Here is a 21473-nt window from a genome sequence, read left to right as displayed (position 1 = left end):
ACTAATCGCTTTCGGGGATATTGCGTGTCGTGCCGGGGCGAATCGGGATTTCAGGTAGAATCCGGGGGATGACGCCCTTTTGTTTTGACGAGAAACAATGGTGTGAATCCTAAATGGGAGCTTTATGAAAAAGACAATCCTAAGTGCGTGTTTTTTAGCGGGTGTGGCCGTCTCTGGCGGTTTTTCCGCATCTGGGAAGCCATTATCCCATGATTTTTTGCAAGACAGAAATGAAGAACTGGCCAGGCAAATGAACGTGGTGGTATCTGCCTTTCTGAAAACCCTGTCGGCAGATCAAAAAAAAGAGGTGGTGCTCCCATATGCTGACCTCGCACGTTTCGACTGGAATTTCACGCCGCGCGCCAGGAAAGGGTTGACATTCAAGAATATGAATGAAGGGCAGCGCAAAGCCGCCATGGCGATGATTAAACTGGTGCTGAGCCAGGAAGGGTACAGCAAGGCGGAACAGATCATCGACCTGGAAAATGTGCTTCGCGTGGTGGAAACGCGGCCGGCCAACGACACCTATCGCGATCCCGAAAATTATGCATTCCTGGTTTTCGGCACGCCGGGCAATGACCCATGGGGATGGCGGGTGGAAGGACATCATTTATCATTGCATTTTTCTTCGGTTGATAACCAGGTCACTTACACACCAAGCTTTATGGGCAGTAACCCGGGGCAGGTCATGGCGGATGTTCCCCAGAAGGGTAAGCGCATTCTGAAAGCCGAGCAGGATATGGCGTTTGAGCTGTTGCACAGCCTGGATGCGACACAGTTGGCGAAAGCGAATCTGGGAGAAAAGGCGCCCAATGAGATATTTACTTCCAATTCCAGGAAGGCCTCTCTTTCAAAAATGGAGGGTATATCAATGGGAGATTTGAATGCGTTGCAAAAAACGAAGTTTAAGAATCTGATCATGGCCTACCTGCAGCGCTACCATGTCACACTCAAAAACCAGCAATGGGCAGAGCTGGAAAAAAATGGTCTGGACAAAATTCATTTTGCGTGGCTCGGCGATCAGCAACCCGAAATCGGGACGGGTCACGGGCATTATTACCGTATCCACGGCCCGACCTTCCTGATCGAATTCGACAATACCCAGAATGGCGGAAATCATATCCATTCCGTCGTACGCGACCTGACCAGTGATTTCGGCGAAGATCTCTTGCAGGCGCATTATGAGAAAGGGCACGCCCCCTAAATCCTCCTTTTTGCAGGCGGGACTTTAAAATGAGAAGCCACGTTCACCACCACTTCCGGGGCAGGGGAAAAACCACACTAGTAACATGATGCATGAAGGAACGGCGCCTATACTCTTCCAGAGAGCCAGATATTTAAGGAAAAATCAGACCGAAGCAGAGAAAATACTGTGGGAAAAACTTTGTAGTAAACAACTTGGAGTTAAGTTCAGGAGGCAACACCCTCTGTATCATTTTATCGTGGATTTTTACTGCTACGAGTTTACGACTGGTGATTGAAGTGGACGGTTCAATTCACGATCTTTTGGAGCAGGCGGAGTATGATCAATTCCGTTCTGCGTTGATCAACCAGCATAATATCAAAGTGATCAGATTTAGCAATAATGAGATTCTCTTCGAATTGGACAAAGTAATCGAGACGATCCGGCAACATATCCTGACAAGGCCGTAGATTTGCACATGACTCCGACACCGCACCGCTATTTCATTATCAATAAACCGACCAATATGGTCTCACAATTCGTGAGCTCCGATGACGTACGGTTGCTGGGAGCCCTGGATTTTGACTTTCCGGAAGGAACGCATGCCGTGGGCAGGCTCGACAGCCATTCAGAAGGATTGCTGATCCTGACTACCAATAAGAAAGTAACCAATCTCCTGTTTCTGGGCGAAGTGCCTCACAAGCGAAGATACTGGGTGAATGTGGGGCATATCGTCCCGGTGGAGACGCTCGATCTGCTGCGCAACGGCATTCCTATCCGTATAAAAGGGGGCGGTTATTACACGACGGCCCCATGCGAGGTTGAGGTCATCGATCGGCCTTCAATTTTATCCGGACATAGAAACGAAATCCGGCCTGATGTTCCCAACACCTGGCTCAGCATTACCCTCACAGAAGGGAAATACCACCAGGTCCGAAAAATGGTCCGGGAGGCAAATCATCGCTGCAGACGGCTTATCCGCGCCAGTATCGAGGATCTGGAGCTGGGTGATCTCCCCCCCGGCGAAGTCCGCGAAATCGAAGAAGGAGAGTTTTTCAGATTGTTGAAAATACAGAACTGGAAGTCCGTGATTTCATCCGATTGTTTGGGAATGCAGCCGTCTGTCGAAAATCCGGCATAGTAATTATTCGCAGGATTAGTTTTATCACGCAAGTTACTCCGGAACTCTAAAACAGAACGCTCCATGAACCTTATCGGAAACATCATCTGGCTTATTTTTGGCGGATTCATCGTCTTTCTTGAATACATGCTGTGCGGCCTTGCGCTTTGCGTGACCATCATAGGGATCCCCTTCGGCATCCAATGTTTCAAGATTGGTCTGATGACGCTGTTCCCGTTTGGGCAGCATGTGCGGGAAGTGCCCGGTAACACAGGTTGCTTATCCACCATTTTCAACATCATCTGGATCGTGATGGGCGGCATCTGGATCGCACTCACTCATTTGATTTTCGGGATCCTTCTGGCCATTACCATTATTGGCTTACCCTTTGCCAAACAGCATTTCAAGCTGATGAGCCTTTCCTTTACTCCTTTCGGCAAGGAAATCTATTCATAAACGATCAATTTTCATGAAAGCCATCGTGATCACCCAGCCGGGCGCACCGGACGTGTTGCAACCGACAGATCGTGAAATGCCGGAGCCCGCCGGCACGGAAGTATTGATCAAAGTGTATGCCGCAGGGGTCAACCGCCCCGACGTGTTCCAGCGTAAAGGTAATTATCCGCCTCCGGCTGGTGCGCCACAGGATATTCCGGGCCTGGAAGTTGCCGGGATCATCAGGCAGGTTGGGTCACAGGTGACGACATGGAAACCTGGAGATCGGGTATGCGCCTTGCTCGCAGGCGGCGGATACGCGGAATACGCACTCGCACACGAGGGACATTGCCTGCCATTACCCCAGGGTTTCGACTTTGTTCAGGCCGCCTCGTTGCCGGAGACTGTATTCACAGTCTGGCATAATGTGTTTCAAAGAGGCCGGCTTCAGGCCGGAGAGCACTTCCTGGTGCATGGTGGCAGCAGCGGGATCGGTATCACTGCGATACAATTGGCAAAAGCATTTGGCGCGAGGGTTTTTACAACGGCTGGTTCGGATGCAAAATGTGCTGCGTGCGATGCGTTAGGAGCTGACATTAGTATTAATTATCAAATCTCGGATTTCGAAGATCGGCTAAGGGAGCTTGGCGCTGATGTGATTCTCGACATGATCGGCGGGGACTATATCCCGAAAAACCTGCGTCTGCTTCGTGAGGAAGGCCGACTCGTTTTCATCAACACCATGAGGGGAGGGAAAGTTAAAGGCCCGGACGAGGCGGATTTCGGGCTGATTATGCGCAAGCGGCTGACGGTTACGGGCAGTACGCTGCGAAACCGCGACCATACATTCAAGACAGCGCTCGCCACCGAAATTCGGGAGTTTGTGTGGCCGGTCCTGGAAAATGGAAGTTTCAAACCCGTGATCGCTGCGGTCTTTCCCTTGACAGAAGCGGGCCGGGCGCACGCGTTAATGGAGAGCAGTGACCATATCGGCAAGATCATTCTGCAGAATGAATGGCCGTAAGCCGGTGGTTGAGAATTTTGGATATCTGGTCGGCCTGAGCATAGACCATCAGATGCCCGCCACCTTCGATAATGATATCCGGCTTTACAATCACGATCGGTATGAGTCTGTCGGCAGTGCCGTGAATGTGGAATACGTTTTCGATCCGCTCCTTCCGGTCCCAGCCACTCATGCGGATCAGGGCCCATTTTAAAAACTTGCTGTCGGTATCGTGCAGGATTTTTTTGAGCAGCTTTTTCAGCTCCGGCGTATCGGCTCCGAAATAACCATAGGTAATGCGGTTGGCCGATTTCAGCAGCGGTGCCGAAAGTGGCGACATCAGCAGAAACCTGATCATTAATTGATAAAACTTTGAAAGCGGGACGCCCGTTGACATGCTCGAAATGAGCGTAACCTGTTGCGGACAGGCAATATCGGCGATTTCCGAGGCAATTACCCCTCCAAATGAAAGACCTACCAGCTGAAAGGGCCGGGAGGTGTCTATCTGCTTACTCAAACGGGCGGCATAGTGCTGTAACGACTCTTTCTTCAACGGCCTGACCCATTTAATGTGCTTGACATTTAACCTGGGATCTAATTTCAATTTGGAGAAAACACGTTCGTCGGCGCCGAGCCCGCTGATAAAGTAGACGTTCATCGTTTTGGGTGGAGGATTCAAAGCGGTCGGCTGCGTCCCGGCTGCGGCCGGCTCACCGGCTATTGCAAAGCGTATTAGCAATAAAAAACAGGAGTTACGGATATCCGAAAGCATAACATGTATTGTTCACTCCTAATATACGAACTCCTGTAAAATAAGATGGGCGCTATTTTGTAAAGTTGAACCGCAATCCGCCCATAAGCCAGCGTCCCGGCATGACCGAGCCCAGGATATCGCTGTACTGCTTGTCGAACGCGTTGTCGGCTTGCACGAATACGGCCAGTTGGCGATTCAGGAACGCATATTCAGCCCTGGCATTGAGGATAAAGTAATTTTTCGAGATCGAAGCTTCAATGGCCGATGCTTCCCTTTCTGCTCTCTCTTTGTACAACCCGTTCAAACTCACTGAGAAACCTGAAACCTGGTAAATGGCGGAGAAATTGGCCAGGAATTTGGCATGTGACGACAAATAGAACGACTGGATCTGGCTCTTGTTATCGCTGTCGAGCCAGGTAAGGCCTGCATTGAGAAGCAACTTTTGCTTGTCGCTGATCTTGCTCGCCGACTGGATATCCAGCTCGAACCCGGTCGTGTTCACATCGGCGATATTCAATGCAAGGCCGAAAGTGCCGGTTGGAGAAAGGTTATCCTTGCGCGGCATTTGTGCGTAGGGCGTGGTAACGTAGTCGATCAGGTTGTTCTGACGGCGCTGGAAAAAGGTACCCGAGACTTTTAGTTGCGAGGAGCTGCTGCCCGTGAGGAACCAGTCGGCACCGGCTTCATAACTGAACGATTTTTCGGCTTTCAGATCGGGGTTCCCCACACTTCCGCCGGTTACCAGTTTCTTGGCGTAGTTGTTGAAGCGTTCCGTGAAATCAGCGTCGCGGATCGTTTTTCCGGCACTTGCCCGCAATTGCCAGCCAGCCTTTTTATAGGAAAGGTTGATCTGCGGTGAAGCCTCGGTCCCGATGCTTTCGCGCCAGTCGATGCGAACCGACGGTGTTACTGTGAAATGTTCACCCATGTTTTGCACGACCGACACGAACGGTGCCAGCTGGTTCAGCGAATGGTTACCGCGGTCATTGGAAGCAATGTATCGCTGCTGGAAATTCAAACCGGCGATCAGGCTGGTGCTGGCGGTTATTCCCTGCTGCAAGGTAACCAGCCCCTGCCAGAGCCGAGATTTGCTGCTGTTGGCAATGGAATGCGGATTAAACAGGTAATTGTCCTGTACTGATTTATAACCCGCATCAATAGAGAGGGCCGTATGGTTCTTTTGATAGCTGAGTTTGGCCTGGTTCCACGATGTCTTAACCTTTTCGCTCGCTGTATCAGATTTCAGCACGGTATAAAAGTTCTGCGCGGCAAAATCCCGGTGGTCGTACGAACTGCGTACCGCCAAGTTCCAATGAGGCGAAAAGGCGTAATTCAGCGATAATGAAGCTGTATTGTTGTGAAAATAGCCTTTAATACCCCGCTGCTGTACTCCCGACGCATTGTTGGACAGATAACCACCCGAAATCGCCAGTTTGTTCCGCTGCACAAATGCCCCTACATTGGCATTGAACAATCCGTATTCACCTGCTGTAATACCTCCATTGACCTGGGTTTTCTGCATCGGGGCGGCTCCGTCGGCATTACCGGCTAGCTGGCGGGCCGCAAATGTTCTGGAAATCACATGAATGACCCCACCCACGGCGTCGGAACCATAAATAGCAGAGGACGCACCTTTCAACACTTCAATGCGATCGATCTCTGCCGGTGAAATGGGGATGTAGCTGTTAAAGTGTCCGGTGTTGGGGTCGTTGAGTCTCAAACCGTCGAGGATCACGAGTACCTGCTGGAAGGTGCCGCCGCGCAACACGATATCGCTTTGTGAACCCTGGGGGCCGCGGGCCTGTATTTCTACGCCCGGAACATAGCGCAGCAGGTCGTCGATGCTGTGAACCGGTAATTCCTGAAAATATTCCCCTTTGATAACTGCAATGTTCCTGCCTGTTTGTGAGGCCCTTTTTTCAACGAGGGATGAGGTTATGGTAACCGGGTCCAGGGATATGTCCTGCGCCCATGCGATTGTGCCGGTGAAAAGCAGTAGAAGAGTAATGCCAAAGTAATGTAATCTCATAATAGGGAGTTCAAATCCTTAAAAAAATATGACAACCCGTTTTACCGGGAGCCGATAGCTATTTACGCTACAAAAATACTATCTTGCCGGCCCGTTAATATGCTCCGGTTTGAATATAATGAGTAGTCCGGTTGAAATACCTTTAAAAAATGTGATCCTCCTGGACCGTATGTCCGGCACGCCTGTGTACCTGCAAATTGCGTATCAGATGATCAATGCGATTCAGCGCGGCGTGCTCGTGGCGGGTGTGCAACTGCCTGGTACACGCTCACTTGCGGATACGCTCGGTGTACACAGGAAGACTGTCGTGGCTGCTTACCATGAACTCGATGCCCAGGGCTGGATCGAGATGCTGCCCAATAAGGGAACATTCGTGACGAAGAAGAGTCCGGTAGTCCTGGGCAATGCATTACCTGCCAATGTGAGCGATCTGAAACAATACCCGCGGGAAACGGGATTTGCATTCGAAGAAAGCATGCTGCTCGACCGTCCGGTGTCGGTTTCGCGTGTAGACCTGGAATTTACGGACGGCCTGCCCGACGTGCGCCTTGCACCCATGGACAAGCTTGCCAAGGCTTATTCAAGTGTTTTGAGACGAAACAATAACCGGAAGTATCTCAGCTATTCGCATGTGGAAGGCAACGTGTGGTTCCGGGAGCGGCTGGCGGCCTATCTGAATAACACGCGGGGGCTGCACATCGGAACAGAGAACATCATGACTACGCGGGGCATTCAGATGGGGATCTACCTCGCTTCTATATTGCTTCTGAAAAAGGGGGATAATGTCGTGGTGGGTGACCTGAGCTATTATGTTGCCAATATGATTTTCCAGCAGGCGGGAGCTAACATCCTTTCGGTACCTGTGGATGAGCAGGGTATTTCGGTAGAGGCGGTGAGGCAGCTCTGTGAGCGCAAGCCGATCCGGATGCTTTACATTACCCCGCATCACCACTACCCTACAACCGTCACGCTGAGCGCGGAGCGGCGGATGGAATTGCTGAATCTCTCCGTCAGATACGGCTTTATTATCCTGGAAGACGATCATGATTATGATTTTCATTACAACAGTAGTCCGGTACTGCCGCTTGCAAGTGCGGACGGGGCCGGGATGGTGGTGTATGTGGGATCATTTTGCAAGGCGCTGGCACCCGGATTACGGTCAGGATATTTAGTCGCACCTGAAAACCTGATCCGAGAACTGGGTAAAATGCGGAGGATCATCGACCGGCAGGGTGACCTGATGATGGAACAGGCGCTGGCAGAACTTTTAGACGAGGGAGAGATCCAGCGGCACATAAAAAAGGCACGGAAAGTATACCACCAACGGAGGGATCTCTTCACGGAATTGCTGGAAACCGATTTCAGCCCGTACCTTTCCTTTAAGGCACCCCCGGGGGGGCTGGCGATCTGGACAGAATGGCGTCGTGACATTAACCTCATGCGTGTGAGCAAGGAATGCCTGCGGGACAACCTGCATTTACCCCAGACCCTGCTTTTCCAGACCGGACGGCTCAGTGCGATGCGGCTCGGTTTCGGGAACCTGGATGAAAAGGAATTGCGGGAGGCGGCACATATTCTGAAAACGGCGTTGGAAAAAACAGCCTGACACCTGGTGGGGATTGGAATGCTGATTTATTCAATTAATTTGGGATAAATTCCTATTCGTGCATTTCAACCTGGCTACCGCATGAACAAACGAACTTTTATCAAACTTTCATCCGCATTAATGACGGCTCCCCTACTTTCCCCGCTGGCCGGCTGGGCTCATGGCGACAAGCTCAAAAACTGGGCAGGCAATCTGGAATATAGTACCGACCGCCTGGATCAGGCCAACAACCTGCAAGATGTTCAGGGGCTGGTCCGGAAGTACGGAAAAGTGAAGGTGCTGGGGACACGGCATTGTTTCAACGACATAGCCGATACGAAAGACCAGTTTATTTCCGTGGTAGGTGCCGAGGAGGTGATGTCCATCGACGCAAAAAATAAGACGGTTACGGTGAACGGTGGGCTGAAATATGGTCAGCTGAGTCCATATCTGCATCAAAAAGGCTTTGCACTGCATAACCTCGCTTCACTGCCGCATATATCGGTAGCGGGTGCCTGTGCCACCGCGACGCATGGGTCGGGTGATAAAAATGGTAATCTGGCTGCGGCGGTAACAGCCATGGAACTGGTCGTCGCAGACGGCTCAGTGATGAAACTGAGCAAAGAAAAGGACGAAGAAAAATTCAATGCGGCCGTAGTTCACCTCGGGGCGCTGGGTGTCGTGACCAGGGTGACATTGCGTATACAGCCAACATTCATGATGGGGCAGTATGTATATGAGAACCTGCCATTGAGCCAGTTGAAAGATCATTTTGAAGAGATCGAATCGAGCGGGTATAGTGTAAGCCTTTTTACCAACTGGGCCAGCGACGACATTACCGAGGTTTGGGTGAAATTCAAGACTAATAGCAATAAGCCGTTGAAAGCGTTGCCGGAGAAGGAATTCTTCGGGGCGAAGCTGGCTACCAAAAACATGCACCCGATCCCGGAGCTCTCCGCTGAAAACTGTACGGAGCAAATGGGCGTACCGGGTCCGTGGTATGAGCGCATGCCGCACTTCAAAATGGGTTTCACGCCGAGCAGCGGTAAGGAACTGCAATCGGAGTATTTCGTGCCACGCAGGAATGCGGTGGATGCAATTCTGGCTATCTCAAAAATGGGAAGCCAAATCAGCCCGCATTTGTTTACCTCCGAAATCCGCACGATTGCGGCGGATAATCTCTGGCTGAGCCCGTGCTATAAACAGGATTCGGTGGCGATCCATTTTACCTGGAAGCAGGACTGGCCGGCAGTAAGCAAACTGTTGCCGGTGATCGAAAAAGAGCTGGCGCCGTTCAACGTGAGGCCACACTGGGGCAAGCTCTTTACCGTAGCGCCTGGTTTGCTGGAAAAGCGTTATGAAAAGCTGCCGGAATTCAGAGAACTGGCGCGTGAACTGGATCCGACTGGTAAGTTCCGGAATGCGTTTCTGAATTTAAACGTATTTAAAGCGTAAACTCAGCACGGTTATTGGGGTAACACCAACAACTCCGTCTCCTACACAGGCAATGGCCGAAAAATAAGCGCTCTGAATGAATGATTCAGGGCGCTTATTTTGTTGTGAAATGGTAAGATCATCTTCCATCGTTAACCCAATATTGCTGATGGCTGCCAAAACAAAAGAGATTCCCGCTCCCGCACGTGAGCTGACGGCTGACAAGATCACGGAGCTTTATATGCATTACTGCCTCGAAAACCACAAAAAACCCGAGTCGGTGTACCTGTTCTGCAAACAGAACGGAATGGTTGAAAAGGACTTCTATCAGTTTTTTACCTCTATCGATTCGCTGGAAAAGCAGGTTTTTGTGAGCTTTCATCAGTTCGCTGTCGCTCTCATTGCGCAAAGCGGCGACACAGGAGATCTCGGTTTCCGCGACAAGTTGCTGACTTACTATTACACTTATTTCGAGATTCTTACAGCAAATCGCAGCTATGTGGTTTTTGCACTGAAAGAAGAAAAAAACAGGCTGAACGGTATCCTGAAATTGAAGGAATTCAGATCGGCATTCAAGAGTTTTATCAAAAGCATCAGCGAAGGTTACCTCAAAGCGAAAAGCGAACGTATCCGGCAGGCGCAGCAGGAAGCGTTGGAAGAGGGGGCCTGGATTCAATTGATGGTTACTTTGAAATTCTGGCTTGACGATGAGTCGGTCGGTTTTGAAAAAACAGATCTGTTTATCGAAAAATCGATCCGCGCCACGTTCGACCTCATCGATACCACGCCATTGGAAAGCGTGATCGATTTCGGCAAGTTTCTCATTAAAGAAAAATTGAAGTAGAGAATGGAGACCATCGATAGCATACCTACTTCGAAAATACAGCGTGCAACGCGGTTGATCTCGACCGGCGTTAAGATCGGGGGTAATTACCTGAAGTACTATGGCGAGAAAATCACGAACCCGGAAAGTGCTCGCGACAACCTCAATAACAATAATGCGGAGGATATTTATGACGGGCTCAAAAACCTGAAAGGCAGCGCGTTGAAGCTGGCGCAGATGCTAAGTATGGAGAAAAACTTCCTCCCGCAAGCTTACGTGGAGAAATTCTCCCTGTCGCAGTTTTCAGTACCGCCACTTTCCGCTCCGTTGGTGGTCAAGACTTTCAGGAGATACTTCGGCAAATCGCCATTGGAGCTTTTTGATACGTTTAACCCGAATGCGATCAATGCGGCCAGTATCGGACAAGTGCACCAGGCTACGGCCAATGGTAAGGACCTGGCGGTCAAGATCCAGTACCCGGGTGTTGCCGAAAGCATTTCGTCCGACCTCGCGCTGGTGAAGCCTATCGCCATGAAAATGTTCAATATCCAGGCCAGGGATTCGGATAAGTACTTCAAGGAGGTGGAAACCAAGCTGACGGAAGAGACAAACTATATTCTCGAAATCGCTCAGAGTACGGAAATTGCGGAAGCCTGCGCGCACATTCCGAATCTGCGTTTTCCCAAATATTATCCTGAATTTTCAAGCGAACGCGTGATTACGATGGACTGGATGACGGGCAAACATCTTTCCGAATTTTGCAAGGCCAATCCCGACCAGGAAACGGCGAACAAGATCGGTCAGGCGTTGTGGGATTTCTATATGTTTCAGGTACATCAGCTTCGTAAGGTACATGCGGATCCGCACCCAGGCAATTTTCTGATTGATAGCTGCGATAACCTGATTGCCATCGATTTTGGCTGTATCAAGGAGATTCCGGAGGATTTTTACATTCCGTATTTCGAGCTGGCAGAACCTGAAAACCTAAACAATCCGGCTGTTTTTCATGCCAAACTCATAGAGCTGGAAATCCTGACGAGCAAAGATACACGGGAGGAGACTGTGTATTTTTCAAACTTATTCAAGGAAATACTCACATTGCTCACGCAGCCATTTCAGGCCGAGACATTCGATTTTTCCGATGAGGGATTTTTCTTAAAACTGGCTGCACTAGGTGAAAAATACGCCAATGACAAAGAACTCCGGAAAATGAATATGAACCGTGGTTCCAAGCATTTCATCTACATCAATCGCACTTTCTTCGGACTATTCAGCCTATTGCATGACTTGAAAGCGGTGGTGGATACTAAACAATTTGTAAACTAAACCCTGAACGCGTAGGGGGAGCCATTAGCCCCTACGCTTATTCTTCTGCATCCGGTTTCTTCAAATTGACAAACCTGAAAAGCTTGTTGTTGGCTTGCTCGGGTGTCTGATCACCCAGCAGGATTCCCCAGGGCTTCAGGCCGTCGATGCGATCGAAGACGACTTTCATCATGGCAATGGCGGGGATAGAGAGAAACATGCCCGACAAGCCGGCCAATGCGCCGCCTACCAACACCCCCACAATCGACACCAGCGCGTTGATTTTGACCTTCGAGCCGACAATGAACGGTACGAGGAAATTGTTATCGATTACCTGCACCGCAATAAAAACCCCCACCACACCCAGGATCACATCCAGTTCGGGATGGCTAATGAATGTGACCATCACAGCCAGGGCGGTCGCGACGAGCCCGCCGATGTAAGGAACCAGGTTCAGGATCGCGGCCATAATGCCCAGCAGCAGCGCGTACTGTACGTTCAATATCAGCAGACCAGTGCAATTGAGAACGGCCACAGCCGTGGTTTCCAGCAGCAGCCCCACCATATAGCTTTGGATGATCGATTTGATTTCACCCATCACTTCAAGCACCTTTTCCTTGTATTCTTCGGCGAAGAGTACCACCGTGAAATGCAGCAACATGGCGCGATAATACAGCAGCAGGAAGGCGTAGATCGGGATGAGAATTAATGTACCGAGCGGCCCTGTTACGACCCCTAAAGTTTCCGGTCCCTGAAAGGTTTCGAGCGTCTTGGTCTGGGCATTTTTCAGGTACTCGGCCTGCTGCCGGTAGCTGACGCTGTATTCACGGCGTATCCATCTGCGGGCGTCCCGGTAAAACTGATCGATGTTTCGCTTAAGTCTGGGCCATTCATCCGAAAAGTCGGCCAGCTGCATGGATAGGATAACGGCGACCGCCGACACCAGGAAAACCGCAAGGGTTACAGCAATGCTGATAGCGATAAGTTTAGGTACGCCGAGCCGTATCAGCCAGCCCTCCAGTGGTCTGAGCAGTACGGCAATCAATCCTGCCAACGCCAGCGGAACAATAATATCCTGGCCCAGGTAGATCGTCAGCATGACGAGGCCGATGGCGAGGAGTGTTAATGAGAGTTTTTGATAGAAGGGTGGGGTGACGGTATTCATATTGACGTTTGAAGACTTTACAACTCTAATGGTTAATTACTTTTCCCAAACAAATACTCCGCGATTCCTCCGGAAACTCCCCGAAATGAGGAATATCCGAGTAACCCAGCTTCCGGTACATGGCGATGGCCTCCGGTTGCCCGTTGCCGGTTTCCAGAATGGCCGACTGGTATCCCAATTCTTTTCCCCATTGTTCCAATTCCCCGGCAATAGCCAATGCAAAGCCATTACCACGAAATGCGGGCTGTACGAACATCCTTTTCAGCTCGATGGTTTGCGCGTCGTGGGCTTTGAAACAACCACATGCGACGGCAGCGCCGTTTTCATAAGCTATCAAAACCGTCGGTAAACCGGTAATATGGTTGTATTCTTCGTAGTCTTCTTTGCGGGTATTGTAAATGCGGCAGAGTTCGGTATCCAGTTCATCGGCGAGGCGCTGGAAATCGGAGTTTTCACTGTGGGTGCGGATGATATGGGGCATTTCCAATGTATTTAAATTGCGAATGTACTGCCTGATAACCTGTATTGCACCAATATTAATGAGGAGTACCTTTTAGCTTATTGGGCTTAATATCAGAATGTAGGCCGAGGCAAATTAGCTGTAACGAATAGTTTGAGAGTAGAGATGAGATTCCCGGAGCGGGGTGCAGCGGGTTGGTCTGAGTAAGCCCGGGAACCTTAAAACGAAGGCGAGCATTGCGGCCCGCCTTCTGAGTTATTTAAACAAGGGCGTCTGCCCGTTTGCTGTTCTTGGGTCATAGGGGACCTGTAAACCCATATTCAGTTCGCTGTTGAATCTCTGGATCAGGTATGACGAGAGTAGCGGTGATGCTTCCTCGTGGTTCTGGTGCACGAAAAAGTAGATCTTTTGGATACCTTCTTCCACCCATAATTTCATACGATCGAACCAATCGTCCAGCCTGGTATAATCCGAATCCACATTGGCGCCATTATAGCGTATGAATGCGACGGGCGTGGTGAGCCGCATATGCAGCAGATCGCGGCGGCCAGCCGAATCGGTGACAATGTGCGTGATGTTTTTCTTTTCCAGAACCGAGTAAAGCTCTTCGGTATTCCAGCTGCCGTCGTACCACCCGGTGTGCCGGAGCTCCAATGCCAGCGGGAAGCCAGATGGCCACTCTTCGAGATAGTTTTTCAGTATTTCCCAGTTCTTGGGGCCGAAGTTGTCGGGCATTTGCAGGAACAACATACCGAGTTTGTCCTGTAAGTGGGCGATGCCGTCGAGGTAAATGTCTGTTGGTTCCTTGGCATCTTTCAGACGTTTCCAGTGGCTGATCCCCTGGTGAAGTTTCGGAAAAAATTTGAAACCTGCCGGCGTCTTAGCATACCAGCTTTCAATGGTTTCAACCGGGAAGTTATTGTAAAAAGTGGCATTCAGCTCTATACTGTTGAACTGGGTTGCATAGTAAGCCAGTTCGTCTTTGGTACCTTTTGGATAAAACCCTTTAAGATCGGTCTTGTTCCACTTTGCACATCCAATGTAGATCTCAGGCTTTCCGGCTGATTTGGCGTCGTTCAGAAGCTTTTTGTTGGAATTGGCGTCCGCGGGTAGTTTGAAATCTACATCCTCAGGGTTATCAACTTTTCCGAATTTCATAACTGGCTAATTTAGAATGGATGATGCTATTGCAAAAACCCGGCAGTCCTGTTTGTCCGCCGGATTTGTAAGGGATTATCTCCCGAAATCGTCTTGAACCCGTACGATATCGTCCTCGTCGGATGGGTTGGAAGGGTCGGTATGCTGCCATATTTCAGCCACAAAGCCCCATTCATCGACTCCCACGAGACGGTGTCTTTCGCCCTTTTTGAGATTGACAACCGTTCCGATGGGCAACTGTTGCAATGCTGTTTCTTCGTCGGTATCGCTGATCACAATGCCTGCATTGCCTCCGATTACTTTCCATATTTCCGCACGGCGGTGGTGGTACTGCCAGGATAGGCGCTTGTTAGGTGCCACAACCAGGATTTTAGGGCTCAGCTTTTCGTAGCCCGCGAAATCGGCCAGAGAGAGGTGAGGGAAAAAAGTCGAGATAAATTGAGGGGCCTGGCTTTCATCCAATACAAAAAAACCACCCCACGGACGGGACTGATCTTTACTTACGACCGTGAATCCTTGCTCATCGATAAACTCTTGTACTTTCTCAAAAACGACGCTTTTATCTGCCGTGGCGGCGAACGATTGTATCATAATCCGGAATTATTAGTGAATCAGGTGAATTTCAAAATTAGGATAAAAAACAAAAAGATGCCCCAAAATATTCAGGACACCTTTTGAATTATATCTACTAATTTATACTATTTATCCCACCATACTTTGGTGGTGAAATCGTCGGGCAATGTCGCACCTGTCTGATAGTTCGGATTGCCTGCCACTTCATTGGTCGGATAGCGGAGTCTTACGGGAATGGTTCCGTTAGTTACATTTCCAGGGTAATTGGTTGCTGTTAGTTTAGGGAAGCCGGTCCTGCGCCAATCGCTCCAGGCCTCCCACCAGTTGAAGAATTTGTTTACCCACATCTGTTCGCCGATCATTTCCAGGGCTGGCTTGGCGGTGCCGTAAGGATAGGTGGCCAGGTATGCGGTTACGGCTGCATCGGACACGGTCAGCGAGGCGTCGTAAGGCGTGTACATTTGCATGGAAGCCTTCACGCCCGCGTCATAATGCGACTTGGCTGTTCCGGAAATACCGCTTCCGATTTTCCTTTCAATTGCTTCTGCCAGCAGCAATTCTACTTCGCCGTAGTTCATGATCATATAAGGATCGGAATCCTGTAACATTTTTACGTTGATGCGGGAATAGGTTTTGGGCAATATCACAGCCTGGCCTTCCAGCTTGTCCAGCATGGGCTGGTCGTATCCGTTCGGCATACCTTTCTGTTTCAGGGGATCGGTGGTAATCGGTGTGTAGCCGGCGGCAGTCCAATCGCCGATACCTCCGCTGATGATCATCAGTCGGGGGTCATCGTCGGCCACACTGCTTGTATTCTTACCCTTCAGAAAGTTGACCAGCGTAGCGCTCAGGTAGGCAGGCTGTCCGCCGTCGCCCGGATCGAATGCGCGGGAGATTCCATTCTGGTTGGTCCACTCGCCCGGGCCGTCGGCCATTGCCACCCAGACGTTATCCGCATTGCTGGCAAATACACCGCCTGCCGCTGCCTTAGTGACGTAAGTTGCCGCTTTGGCAGCATCCACATTGGAAATACGCATGGCAAGGCGGAGCATCAGCGAATAACCGAATTTCTTCCACTTCGCGATATCGCCTTTGTAAATGAAGTCAGCAGCGGCAAAGCCCTCGTCCGCATTGGATGTGCTCAGCGTTGAGGAAGCTTCGTCCAGTTCTTTCAGCAAATCGGCATATACGGCATCCTGCGAATCGTATTTGGGAAAGAAAATGCCCTCTGTGCCTTTGTTGGCCTCGGAATAAGGAATGTTGCCGTAGAAGTCGGTGAGGCGGGCAAAGCTGAATGCACGAAGAATGCGGGCAGCCTGGCGCATATTCAGGTATTTACCTTCCCCGAATCCACCCGGTCCCGATTGTTTCAGGATTTCGGCGAGGTTTTTCAGCTGGTCATTGTAGGTAAAATCAAAAGGTGCTGCATTGGTTTCGGCATTCACCGTGTATTTGTCGCCGGGAGCGATACCACCACCCGCATTGGCGAGTTGCTGGATTGCGTAGGCGCACATGCCTATGTTGGTGCGCCAGTCGATATAGCGATTGTCGCCGGATGTACCGTTGGAGGCGATACCCAGTTCGGCCGAGGTGAATATCAGATTCAGATTTACCTGGTTCAGTGCCTGCGGGTTGATGTTCAGGTCGTGAAGCTCCTGCGTGTCGCAACCCGTCGCCAACATTATCGCCAAACTATATTTTAAGTATTTAGTCAAATTTTTCATGTCAGGATAATTAGAATGTTGCTCTCAAGTTGAAACCGTAACTGCGTGTAGAAGGGAAACCAAAGTAGTCGAAGCCCTGTGAGTTTCCGTTTGAGTAGGTGGATTCCGGATCTACGTTATCGATGTTTTTAAACAGGATAGCCAGGTTTCGTCCGACGAATGAAACGCTCAGGCTTTGCAACGGAGTTTTTTCAAGCAGTTTTCTCGGAACTGAGTACCCTAATGTTAACTGCCTCAACTTGATGAACGAAGCATCATAAAGGAACATGGGCGTTACAGCGTCAGCTTCACCGCCAACGGATTGCCAGTAGTCATAAGCCTCACGCGGTGACAGGGTTTTGGTGAAAGGTTTGTATTCGGTGCCCTCCTGTGTTACCCCTGTTACGGTCAAAGGTGCTTCGCCTTCTCTTCCTTGCAGCGATTGTTTGCTCACACCCCATTGGGTCAGGCGCATGTTGGTACCCGAGAGGATATCGCCGCCCCATTTGAAGTCGACCAGGAAAGAAAGATCAATGCCTTTGTAATTGAATGCGTTGGTCAGACCGCCGGTAAGCTTGGCGATACCATTACCAATGATTTCATACCCGCTTGATCCGACAGGGCGGCCGTCGTTGTAAAACACGGGCTGGCCATCCGGGGACATTTTCTGCACCCGACCGGTGATCATGCCAAAGGGTTGGCCTACAATGTTTTTGACGTAAGAGTTACGTGTACGCGGTTCATCCATTACAAGCTCATTGTTGCCTTCGATCAGCGCTTTTACTTTATTGTTGTTTTTGGCAAGGTTCAAACTGACATCCCAGTTAAGTGTGCTGCTTTTGACGGGAGTTACTGTAAGCAACAATTCGATGCCCCTGTTTTGCAGTTTACCAAGGTTTACATACGTTTTCTCGAAGCCCGTCGCTTTGGAGATGGTCGCGCTAAGGATGTCGTCTGTAGTCTGCTGATCGTAGTAAGTGAAATCCACGGCGACTTTGTTATTAAAGAGACGGAAGTCGATCCCGAACTCTTTTTCGGTTACCGTGAACGGTTTCAGGTTCGGATTCGGAATGGTCCCCCCATTACCCATCGCTTGTGAGAATGACGCCATCGGATAACCCAGGTGCGGATTGCCATTGAGCGAGTAGGTCAGATTGGTTGAATATTCGTCGTTGGAGGCATTACCAACCTGCGCCCAGGAAGCGCGCACTTTACCATAGGATAGCCAGGAAGGGAGGCCTTTAAAAGCATCGGAGAATACGAAACTGGTTCCGATTGACGGATATAGTGTACTGTTACTTTCGGGATTCAAAACAGAGAACCAGTCATTGCGGGCGGTTGCGTTAAGATAGAGAAAACCGTCGTAAGAAATCTCCGCGGACCCCAGCAATGAGTTAATCCCTTTCTCTTTGAAATCGTAATCCCACGATTTACCTTTTACGTTGTTTAAAGCAGGGAAGAATTGAACGTTGAAGCCATTACCATAAGCGTTCACGTAGTCGTATTTCCGTCTCATGCGGTTACCGCCGGCAAACGCATTAATACCGATTTTTCCGAAATCTTTGTTAACTCCTATCATATATTCGGCATTGATTTCCTGGACGTTCCAGGTTCCCATGCTCCGCGCACCACCACGCTGATAACCTGTTCCTTCAGGAGTGAGCCCTTCAGCGCGACGTTGGTATTTGTCGAGGCCAACACGTCCTGAGATGTACAGCCAGTCGGTAAGCTGGTATTTCAATGCGCCGGAAGTGATAAACCGGTTCTTTTTGTCGGTTTTAATGAACTGATGCGTTACCCAGTAAGGGTTCTGGCCCCAGTTGTTGCTGGCTTGCTGGTATTCTTCCCCTACCTGCTTGCCGAAAATACTCAGGCTGTTCGCGTCGGTTCCTGTTGGAATCGCACCTGGTTTGTTGGGGTCACCATAATAGTCAAGCACATTATAGCTGCCGGGAGTGCGCCACAGCGACTGGATCGCGTTACCGGGGGAATCGGACACGTTCGGACGGTTTTTAGCTTTTTCTTCTGAATAGAGGACTTTCGCATCCAATGTCAGCCTTTTGCCGAATTTGGCATTGGTCGATAGCGAAAGGTTGATCCTGTCATAACCCGAATTAGGGATAATGGTTGTGCTGTTCAGATTGGTAACCGATGCCCGGAAGTTTTGGGTTTCGTTGCCGCCCGACAATGCAAGGTTGTTGGTAAATGCGTGACCTGTTTTATAAAAGCGGGAGAAATTGTCGCCCTGATACGCATAAGGACGCATTTTGCCGTCGAAGCCTACATATTGGCTGTTATCGTATTTCGGCCCCCATGAGTCGTCGCCCCATTCGTAGGCTTGTGTTTGATTGGCGGGTTTAGAAGCTACGCCATTCACATAAGAACCACTGCCGTACGAATGTTGGAGGTCCGAGAGGTCGTTGAATTTCTCAAGAACATAGTTCGAACCGAATTCGATACCAATGCCTTTTCTTTTGGTTCCGCGCTTGGTAGTGACGTTGATAACGCCGTAGGCAGCGCGTGAACCATAAAGTGCTGCTGCATTAGCACCTTTCAGTACCGTCACCGACTCGATGTCATCCGGGTTGATACTCGAAAGACCATCCCCTTCGTCGGAACCGCCCCAGAGGCCGGCCTGGCCGAAGTTGTTGTTATCCATCGGTATACCGTCGATTACGTACAGCGGTTGGTTTCCTCCCTGAAGAGATTTGTTACCTCGGATGATCACACGGGACGAACCTGCCGGCCCGGAAGCAATTTTGCTCACATTAACCCCCGCTACACGTCCGGCGAGCGCATTCCCGAGGTTGGCCTCGCGGGCGGCTGTCATGTTTGTACCGGATACTTCCGTGATAGAATATGCCAGCGACCGTTTTTCACGGCTGATACCCAATGCAGTTACGACCACTTCATTCAGTGCGGTGGCTTCTGCGGCCAGTGAAATGTTGATGGTGGTAGCATTAGCCACAACCACTTCTTTTGTTACATAACCGATATAGCTGAACGTTAGAGTCTTACCCTTATCTGCTGTAATACTATATTCACCCTTGTCGTTGGTGGTTGTACCTCTGGTGGTACCTTTTACGACGACGTTCACACCGGCAATCTCACCGCCGGTGGCATCGCTCACTTTCCCGGATACCGTCATCTCCTGCGCATACCCCTTAAAGGAGAGTACAGTGAACAGTATCAGCATTTTAACTAGTAGATTTTTTTTCATACAGTTACGTACTTCTGATAGGTTAAATGGAATACTTACATCAAGAATGTATATGCTAAAATTGGGTCAAATATACCGCCGTAGACTCCATACTTATATAGTGCTTTTTTATCTAAAAATAACACATTTTTAACACTTTTTTAACAATGGAATTAAAGTTATTTCACTATTGGATAGGATTATTTACTTCAATAGTTTCATTTTGAATACGCGGCTGCAATGCATCGGTTTAATCTCAATTACTCTGAGGGCCAGGAGTGCGAAACGATGCCGATGATGTGTATACGCATGGGCGAGACTGCTACTATCGGAGCAGGGATTCCTCCTTGGGAAGGTTGGGAGCAATAAATGCCAGATTCTGATCGATGAGCCGGGTCAAGGTACTTCTGGATGCAGCCGAAGTAAAGCCGTCCGGAGCGGTATTGACAACGTAATCCAGAAGGCGTTCTACCGAAGAGGTTGCCACGTGCAGGCGGGTGTCGGAGGAGCCATAATAGATAAAAACAGTGCCGTCATCGTCGAGTATCCATCCATTCGAGAAAAGCACGTTCGCAACGTCGCCAGTTCGTTCTCCGCCTTGCGGTGCGAGCAGGTAACCCGCCGGTTTATGCGTGACGGTACCGGGACGATCGGGGTCGGTGAGAAACAGATAGAGTACATAGCGAAGACCTGCGGCTGTATGCCTGACCCCATGTGCGAGATGGAGCCATCCCAGCCGGGTTCTGATCGGCGCCGGCCCCTGTCCGTTCTTTGATTCGTAGACTGTATGATACTTTTTGGGGTCTATGATCACTTCCTCCGTCAATTCCGCATTCTCGATACAAGCCGAAAGGCCTAATCCGATGCCTCCACCCAACCCGGCTTCGATGAATGAGTCTTGCGGGCGGGTATAAAATGCGTATTGATTATCGATAAACTCAGGATGCAATACCACATTCCGCTGTTGGGGTGATTTCGTTTTCAGGTCGGAAAGGCGGTGCCAGGTCACGAGGTCCCGCGTGCGGGCGATTCCGCATTGCGCTATCGCCTGAGATTCATTACTGATTCCGGCAGAAAGATCCTGGCGTTCGGTGCAGAAAAGTCCGTAGATCCACCCATCCTCATGCCTGGTGAGCCTCATGTCGTAGATATTGGTATCCGGCTCGGAGGTTTCGGGCATCACCAGCGGATAGTCCCAGAACCGGAATTGGTCTGTGCCTGTGGGGCTCTCGGCGACTGCAAAAAAGGATTTACGGTCGTACCCCTCAACCCGCGCCACCAGCAGATACTTACCATCCAGCTTCATGGCACCGGCATTGAAAACCGCGTTGATACCAAATCTTTTCATCAAAAACGGATTGCTGCGGGGATTCAGGTCATATTCCCAGAAGAGAGGAATATGGGCAGCTGTGAGAACCGGAGACCGGTAGCGGTCACAAATGCCGTCGCCGGTTCTCAGCTTCTCGTTGGGCGTTTCAAATAGCCTCTGCTTTTTACTTTTGATTTGCTGAAAGCGCTCTTCAAAGATGGTCATGCCTTGTTAT

General features: G+C 50.1%; 19 protein-coding genes. 10 read left to right on the top strand and 9 right to left on the bottom strand.

Annotated elements, in window-relative coordinates:
- Positions 1-124 precede the first annotated feature (124 nt).
- The 6 genes from BP71_RS25110 to BP71_RS25085 all read left to right on the top strand — a co-directional run bounded on the left by BP71_RS25110 (position 125) and on the right by BP71_RS25085 (position 3762).
- Complete coding sequence (locus BP71_RS25110; RefSeq protein WP_496384332.1) at positions 125-1204, top strand: DUF3500 domain-containing protein; 1080 nt, start codon at positions 125-127, stop codon at positions 1202-1204.
- An 85-nt stretch (positions 1205-1289) separates the two neighbouring features.
- Positions 1290-1481, top strand: coding sequence for an endonuclease domain-containing protein (locus BP71_RS25105; RefSeq protein WP_496384331.1), 192 nt, complete (start codon positions 1290-1292; stop codon positions 1479-1481).
- Positions 1399-1653, top strand: coding sequence for an endonuclease domain-containing protein (locus tag BP71_RS25100; RefSeq protein WP_496384330.1), 255 nt, complete (start codon positions 1399-1401; stop codon positions 1651-1653). Before BP71_RS25105 ends, BP71_RS25100 begins: the two co-directional genes overlap by 83 nt.
- A gap of 8 nt (positions 1654-1661) precedes the next feature.
- Entirely contained in the window at positions 1662-2324 is a 663-nt protein-coding gene (locus tag BP71_RS25095; RefSeq protein ID WP_496384329.1) for a pseudouridine synthase, read from the top strand.
- A gap of 63 nt (positions 2325-2387) precedes the next feature.
- The gene (locus BP71_RS25090) at positions 2388-2759 is read left to right on the top strand and encodes a YccF domain-containing protein (protein ID WP_496384328.1); all 372 of its coding nucleotides are present in this window, start codon (positions 2388-2390) and stop codon (positions 2757-2759) included.
- Positions 2760-2772: 13 nt separating this feature from the next.
- Positions 2773-3762: an NAD(P)H-quinone oxidoreductase gene (locus tag BP71_RS25085; protein WP_496384327.1), complete on the top strand. Its 990-nt coding sequence runs from the start codon at positions 2773-2775 to the stop codon at positions 3760-3762.
- On the opposite strand, the gene BP71_RS25080 is transcribed toward BP71_RS25085, so the two are convergent.
- Positions 3737-4399: an alpha/beta fold hydrolase gene (locus BP71_RS25080; protein WP_496384326.1), complete on the bottom strand. Its 663-nt coding sequence runs from the start codon at positions 4397-4399 to the stop codon at positions 3737-3739. The two genes, BP71_RS25085 and BP71_RS25080, sit on opposite strands and share 26 nt — an antisense overlap.
- 166 nt (positions 4400-4565) lie before the next feature.
- Entirely contained in the window at positions 4566-6524 is a 1959-nt protein-coding gene (locus BP71_RS25075; protein WP_496384325.1) for a TonB-dependent receptor plug domain-containing protein, read from the bottom strand.
- Positions 6525-6642: 118 nt separating this feature from the next.
- Between BP71_RS25075 and pdxR the strand changes: the two genes are divergently transcribed.
- The 4 genes from pdxR (at position 6643) to BP71_RS25055 (ending at position 11692) form a co-directional block, all read left to right on the top strand.
- The gene (gene pdxR, locus BP71_RS25070; protein WP_496384800.1) at positions 6643-8130 is read left to right on the top strand and encodes a MocR-like pyridoxine biosynthesis transcription factor PdxR; all 1488 of its coding nucleotides are present in this window, start codon (positions 6643-6645) and stop codon (positions 8128-8130) included.
- 81 nt (positions 8131-8211) lie between these two features.
- Complete coding sequence (locus BP71_RS25065; protein WP_496384324.1) at positions 8212-9564, top strand: D-arabinono-1,4-lactone oxidase; 1353 nt, start codon at positions 8212-8214, stop codon at positions 9562-9564.
- Between the two features lie 148 nt (positions 9565-9712).
- A complete protein-coding gene (locus BP71_RS25060) occupies positions 9713-10387 on the top strand; it encodes a TetR family transcriptional regulator C-terminal domain-containing protein (RefSeq protein WP_496384323.1) in 675 nt (224 codons plus the stop codon).
- Positions 10388-10390: 3 nt separating this feature from the next.
- Complete coding sequence (locus BP71_RS25055; protein ID WP_496384322.1) at positions 10391-11692, top strand: ABC1 kinase family protein; 1302 nt, start codon at positions 10391-10393, stop codon at positions 11690-11692.
- Positions 11693-11729: 37 nt separating this feature from the next.
- On the opposite strand, the gene BP71_RS25050 is transcribed toward BP71_RS25055, so the two are convergent.
- The 7 genes from BP71_RS25050 to BP71_RS25020 all read right to left on the bottom strand — a co-directional run bounded on the left by BP71_RS25050 (position 11730) and on the right by BP71_RS25020 (position 21463).
- Positions 11730-12836 carry an AI-2E family transporter gene (locus BP71_RS25050; protein ID WP_496384321.1) on the bottom strand — a complete coding sequence of 369 codons (1107 nt, stop codon included), beginning with the start codon at positions 12834-12836 and terminating at the stop codon, positions 11730-11732.
- Positions 12837-12861: 25 nt separating this feature from the next.
- On the bottom strand, positions 12862-13317 hold the full coding sequence (locus tag BP71_RS25045; RefSeq protein WP_496384320.1) for a GNAT family N-acetyltransferase: 456 nt from the start codon (positions 13315-13317) through the stop codon (positions 12862-12864).
- Positions 13318-13551: 234 nt separating this feature from the next.
- Positions 13552-14454, bottom strand: coding sequence for a DUF72 domain-containing protein (locus tag BP71_RS25040; RefSeq protein WP_496384319.1), 903 nt, complete (start codon positions 14452-14454; stop codon positions 13552-13554).
- Positions 14455-14529: 75 nt separating this feature from the next.
- Entirely contained in the window at positions 14530-15045 is a 516-nt protein-coding gene (locus tag BP71_RS25035; RefSeq protein ID WP_496384318.1) for a cupin domain-containing protein, read from the bottom strand.
- Between the two features lie 107 nt (positions 15046-15152).
- The gene (locus BP71_RS25030; RefSeq protein WP_496384317.1) at positions 15153-16751 is read right to left on the bottom strand and encodes a SusD/RagB family nutrient-binding outer membrane lipoprotein; all 1599 of its coding nucleotides are present in this window, start codon (positions 16749-16751) and stop codon (positions 15153-15155) included.
- Positions 16752-16761: 10 nt separating this feature from the next.
- Complete coding sequence (locus tag BP71_RS25025; RefSeq protein ID WP_496384316.1) at positions 16762-19926, bottom strand: SusC/RagA family TonB-linked outer membrane protein; 3165 nt, start codon at positions 19924-19926, stop codon at positions 16762-16764.
- 328 nt (positions 19927-20254) lie between these two features.
- Complete coding sequence (locus BP71_RS25020; protein ID WP_496384315.1) at positions 20255-21463, bottom strand: glycoside hydrolase family 130 protein; 1209 nt, start codon at positions 21461-21463, stop codon at positions 20255-20257.
- Between the last annotated feature and the right edge of the window lie 10 nt (positions 21464-21473).

This window comes from Dyadobacter ginsengisoli DSM 21015, from assembly GCF_059568735.1.
The sequence above is the reverse complement of the archived record's forward strand: the minus strand, read 5'-3'. Positions and strand labels throughout refer to the sequence as shown.

Coding starts and splice junctions, on each gene's coding strand:
- BP71_RS25045 (WP_496384320.1), bottom strand. CDS start 13,317: ATGCCCCATATCATCCGCACCCACAGTGAAAACTCCGATTTCCAGCGC.
- BP71_RS25095 (WP_496384329.1), top strand. CDS start 1,662: ATGACTCCGACACCGCACCGCTATTTCATTATCAATAAACCGACCAAT.
- pdxR (WP_496384800.1), top strand. CDS start 6,643: ATGAGTAGTCCGGTTGAAATACCTTTAAAAAATGTGATCCTCCTGGAC.
- BP71_RS25075 (WP_496384325.1), bottom strand. CDS start 6,524: ATGAGATTACATTACTTTGGCATTACTCTTCTACTGCTTTTCACCGGC.
- BP71_RS25080 (WP_496384326.1), bottom strand. CDS start 4,399: ATGAACGTCTACTTTATCAGCGGGCTCGGCGCCGACGAACGTGTTTTC.
- BP71_RS25060 (WP_496384323.1), top strand. CDS start 9,713: ATGGCTGCCAAAACAAAAGAGATTCCCGCTCCCGCACGTGAGCTGACG.
- BP71_RS25110 (WP_496384332.1), top strand. CDS start 125: ATGAAAAAGACAATCCTAAGTGCGTGTTTTTTAGCGGGTGTGGCCGTC.
- BP71_RS25035 (WP_496384318.1), bottom strand. CDS start 15,045: ATGATACAATCGTTCGCCGCCACGGCAGATAAAAGCGTCGTTTTTGAG.
- BP71_RS25065 (WP_496384324.1), top strand. CDS start 8,212: ATGAACAAACGAACTTTTATCAAACTTTCATCCGCATTAATGACGGCT.
- BP71_RS25030 (WP_496384317.1), bottom strand. CDS start 16,751: ATGAAAAATTTGACTAAATACTTAAAATATAGTTTGGCGATAATGTTG.
- BP71_RS25105 (WP_496384331.1), top strand. CDS start 1,290: ATGATGCATGAAGGAACGGCGCCTATACTCTTCCAGAGAGCCAGATAT.
- BP71_RS25025 (WP_496384316.1), bottom strand. CDS start 19,926: ATGCTGATACTGTTCACTGTACTCTCCTTTAAGGGGTATGCGCAGGAG.
- BP71_RS25040 (WP_496384319.1), bottom strand. CDS start 14,454: ATGAAATTCGGAAAAGTTGATAACCCTGAGGATGTAGATTTCAAACTA.
- BP71_RS25050 (WP_496384321.1), bottom strand. CDS start 12,836: ATGAATACCGTCACCCCACCCTTCTATCAAAAACTCTCATTAACACTC.
- BP71_RS25055 (WP_496384322.1), top strand. CDS start 10,391: ATGGAGACCATCGATAGCATACCTACTTCGAAAATACAGCGTGCAACG.
- BP71_RS25085 (WP_496384327.1), top strand. CDS start 2,773: ATGAAAGCCATCGTGATCACCCAGCCGGGCGCACCGGACGTGTTGCAA.
- BP71_RS25020 (WP_496384315.1), bottom strand. CDS start 21,463: ATGACCATCTTTGAAGAGCGCTTTCAGCAAATCAAAAGTAAAAAGCAG.
- BP71_RS25090 (WP_496384328.1), top strand. CDS start 2,388: ATGAACCTTATCGGAAACATCATCTGGCTTATTTTTGGCGGATTCATC.